Origin of the sequence: Synechococcus sp. H55.9, from assembly GCF_047462355.1 — a bacterium.
Taxonomy (GTDB): Bacteria; Cyanobacteriota; Cyanobacteriia; order Thermostichales; family Thermostichaceae; genus Thermostichus.
The window spans coordinates 1-2,450 of record NZ_JANSJB010000003.1 but is presented as its reverse complement, the minus strand read 5'-3'; the positions used below and the strand labels follow the sequence as shown (position 1 = coordinate 2,450).

Genomic DNA, 2,450 nt, shown 5'->3' with positions numbered 1-2,450 from the left:
GCATATTCGGAATAGCCCAGCTTGTCTGCCACCCGCTTCGCATGAGCCAAGCTGGTCAAGTGCCCGATCAGGCCGAACATAGAGGTTTACTCGCTTGCATGACTAATGGATCGCATCAGGATCCCATCAAAACACGTCCATACGCGGGAGAGGTAGGGATCCCCGACAGCCGGGCTGAAACTCCAGTCCAGCAGCAGAGGATGGATACCGGGTTGGGTCACGCTGCCCGCAAACCCTGGGCCGAGAGGCGCATCACCTCGCGGGTGCTGAAGCCGATGTTGGCCAGCGCCTCGCCATAGGCAATCATAAAGTCCTCGACGATGGCCTCGCGATCCATATAGATGGCTTCCACATCCTCGTCTACCTGCTGCAGCATCTGCCAGACCAAGGGCAGGTTCTGGGCATTGGCCGCTTCGATCTGAGCTTTGACCTCGGCAAAGTGTTCGCCCAGCCAGCGCTCGCCAAAGTTCAGGTGCAAATACTCGTCTTTGACCACTCCCTCGGTGATCTTGCGGGCAAACTCATCGGCAACCGGGATGTAGATGTTGTAGGCGGCAATGGCAAAGCACTCGATGATCAAAGACTGAATGACAAAACAGGAGACCAGATCCCCTGCCGCCGCGGCGCTTTGGAAATTGTTGCGCAAAGGGGCGAAGAAAGCGCGGGCAAACTCCCTATCCGGCTCTATTTGCAGGTTTTTGCCGCAGGATTGGAAGCCTTTCATGTGCCGCAATTCCATTTTGGCCAGCTTGCGCAGCTCTTCTGCTGCTTCCGGCAGCAGTTCGGCCAGCTTGAGGTAGTTGTCGTGGGCTTCTTGTTCCCCTTCGATGACAATGCCATTGATGCGGGAGTAGGCCTGCCGATAAACCGCGCTGCCGTAGTCCAGGGTGGTGCCACCCTCGCTAGCCAAGGGCTGGGGGGGATTGGGCAGGACGTTCGCCGGGGCCATACTCATGCATCTCCTCTCGCTGTGGTTTGGCTGTTGTGGATTGTTGGTTGCGGATGTCCAGCAACGGCATCGCTCTTCTAACAGGATAGCCGTAGCTGCTGCAGAATGGGTGGGATCCCTTCTGATTCAGGATAGGGGTCTGCTAGCGTGAGTGCTCAGGTGCCGTTGGGGAGCCTGCTGTATGTCTGCTCTTGGGGATGGCCTGAACCAACTGCGGCAGTTGCTGGTGGAGTTGGAGGAACAGTCCCTCGATCAACCGATTGGCAGCGCCGAGGAGGTGTTGCAGGCGATCGAGCTGGCGACGGCTTTTGAGCTGTTCGAGGCGGAAAGCAGCCGTTTGCTGCTGCAGATTGTGGCCAATCTCTGGGATCGAGTACGGCAACAGGATCTGTCTTCAGAAGAGATTGAGACGGTCTCGGAGAAGTTGCGGGCGGTGGGCTATACCCATTCTGAGATCCAGGAGATCCTCGATCTGGAGCCGGAACTCTAGGCTTGCACCATGCCCAGCTCTGCCGGGGCGACATCTGCTTCTATTTGGGTGGTGCTGTCGTAGCAGGCCCCGCGCAGGTTGGCCAGCTTGAGTTTGCACTGGGCAAGAAGGGATCCCTTTAAGTTGGTTCCGGTGAGATTGGCCCCCGCCAAGTCCGCTTGGCTGAGATCGGCACCGCTCAAGTCCGCTTCGGCCAGGTTGGCTCCACGCAAGTTGGCTCCCTGCAGTCGGGATCCCTGCAACTTGGCCTTTTCTAGATTGGCCAGGCGCAGGTTGGATCCCTGCAGATCGGCTTGGCTGAGGTCGGCACCGCTCAAGTAGGCCCGCTCCAGATTGGCAGAGGCCAGCTTGGCCTGCCGGAGAATAGCCCCCCCCAAATCGATCCCGGCCAGGTCGGCCCCGGCCAGGTCAGCCCCGGTTAGTTGGCTGTTGCTGAAGTCGCGCTCGCCGCTGCCGTAGCGTTGCAGCAGCTCTGCCCCAGTTTCTACCATCGCCGTTTTCCACGCCAGACGAATTGGATCCTACCCAGGAATGGAAGGGCCGCCAAGAGCAGGCTACGATGGGCGCAAGCCGTTTTCTGGGATCCCCACTGATGAGCTTGCCCCGTGTGCCCCGAACTCGCCCCCGCCCCAAGCTGCGCTCGATCCCGCGCCGCCAAACCGAATCCGCCCTCTATGCCGAAATGCAGCAGCTCACCGTGGAAAAGCAGCGCCTCAACCAGGAGCTGGAGTCTATCCAAGAGCGGCAAGGGCAAATTCAGTCCCGGCTCCAGGAAATCGAGCAGGCCATGCAACACCTCCAGCAGCAGGCAGAAGCTTTTCGGGATCCTGCCCCCGCCTCTGAACCGGCCAAGCTCAGATCCCGTCCTTGCCGCTTCCCACCCATGACCTTCGAGTATTGAGGGATCCCCACTTAAATCACATCGCTCCATTCTCAGAGAGCCAAAGCAACAAGTCAGAGATTTTGTAGCTAGCTTAACTATTTGCTGCTCGTCTCCAGCCGACTCTAGAA

At 58.9% G+C, this 2,450-nt stretch carries 4 protein-coding genes; 2 read left to right on the top strand and 2 right to left on the bottom strand.

What is annotated here, in order from left to right; genetic code table 11:
* Positions 1–217: 217 nt before the first annotated feature.
* Positions 218–949 (bottom strand): aldehyde oxygenase (deformylating), encoded by a 732-nt coding sequence (locus NW857_RS00810; RefSeq protein WP_414332891.1) that lies wholly within the window; start codon positions 947–949, stop codon positions 218–220.
* Positions 950–1,130: 181 nt separating this feature from the next.
* Between NW857_RS00810 and NW857_RS00805 the strand changes: the two genes are divergently transcribed.
* The gene (locus tag NW857_RS00805; RefSeq protein WP_414332889.1) at positions 1,131–1,439 is read left to right on the top strand and encodes a hypothetical protein; all 309 of its coding nucleotides are present in this window, start codon (positions 1,131–1,133) and stop codon (positions 1,437–1,439) included.
* Here the strand turns inward: NW857_RS00805 and NW857_RS00800 are convergent.
* Complete coding sequence (locus NW857_RS00800) at positions 1,436–1,930, bottom strand: pentapeptide repeat-containing protein (protein WP_414332887.1); 495 nt, start codon at positions 1,928–1,930, stop codon at positions 1,436–1,438. The genes NW857_RS00805 and NW857_RS00800 overlap by 4 nt on opposite strands.
* Before the next feature lie 101 nt (positions 1,931–2,031).
* Here NW857_RS00800 and NW857_RS00795 point away from each other — a divergent pair, with 101 nt between their 5' ends.
* Complete coding sequence (locus NW857_RS00795; protein WP_414332885.1) at positions 2,032–2,340, top strand: gas vesicle protein GvpV; 309 nt, start codon at positions 2,032–2,034, stop codon at positions 2,338–2,340.
* The last annotated feature ends 110 nt before the right edge of the window (positions 2,341–2,450 follow it).

What these genes read in the sequence shown, in the direction of transcription:
- NW857_RS00800 (WP_414332887.1), bottom strand. Translation starts at nt 1,930, where the DNA reads ATGGTAGAAACTGGGGCAGAGCTGCTGCAACGCTACGGCAGCGGCGAG.
- NW857_RS00805 (WP_414332889.1), top strand. Translation starts at nt 1,131, where the DNA reads ATGTCTGCTCTTGGGGATGGCCTGAACCAACTGCGGCAGTTGCTGGTG.
- NW857_RS00810 (WP_414332891.1), bottom strand. Translation starts at nt 949, where the DNA reads ATGGCCCCGGCGAACGTCCTGCCCAATCCCCCCCAGCCCTTGGCTAGC.
- NW857_RS00795 (WP_414332885.1), top strand. Translation starts at nt 2,032, where the DNA reads ATGAGCTTGCCCCGTGTGCCCCGAACTCGCCCCCGCCCCAAGCTGCGC.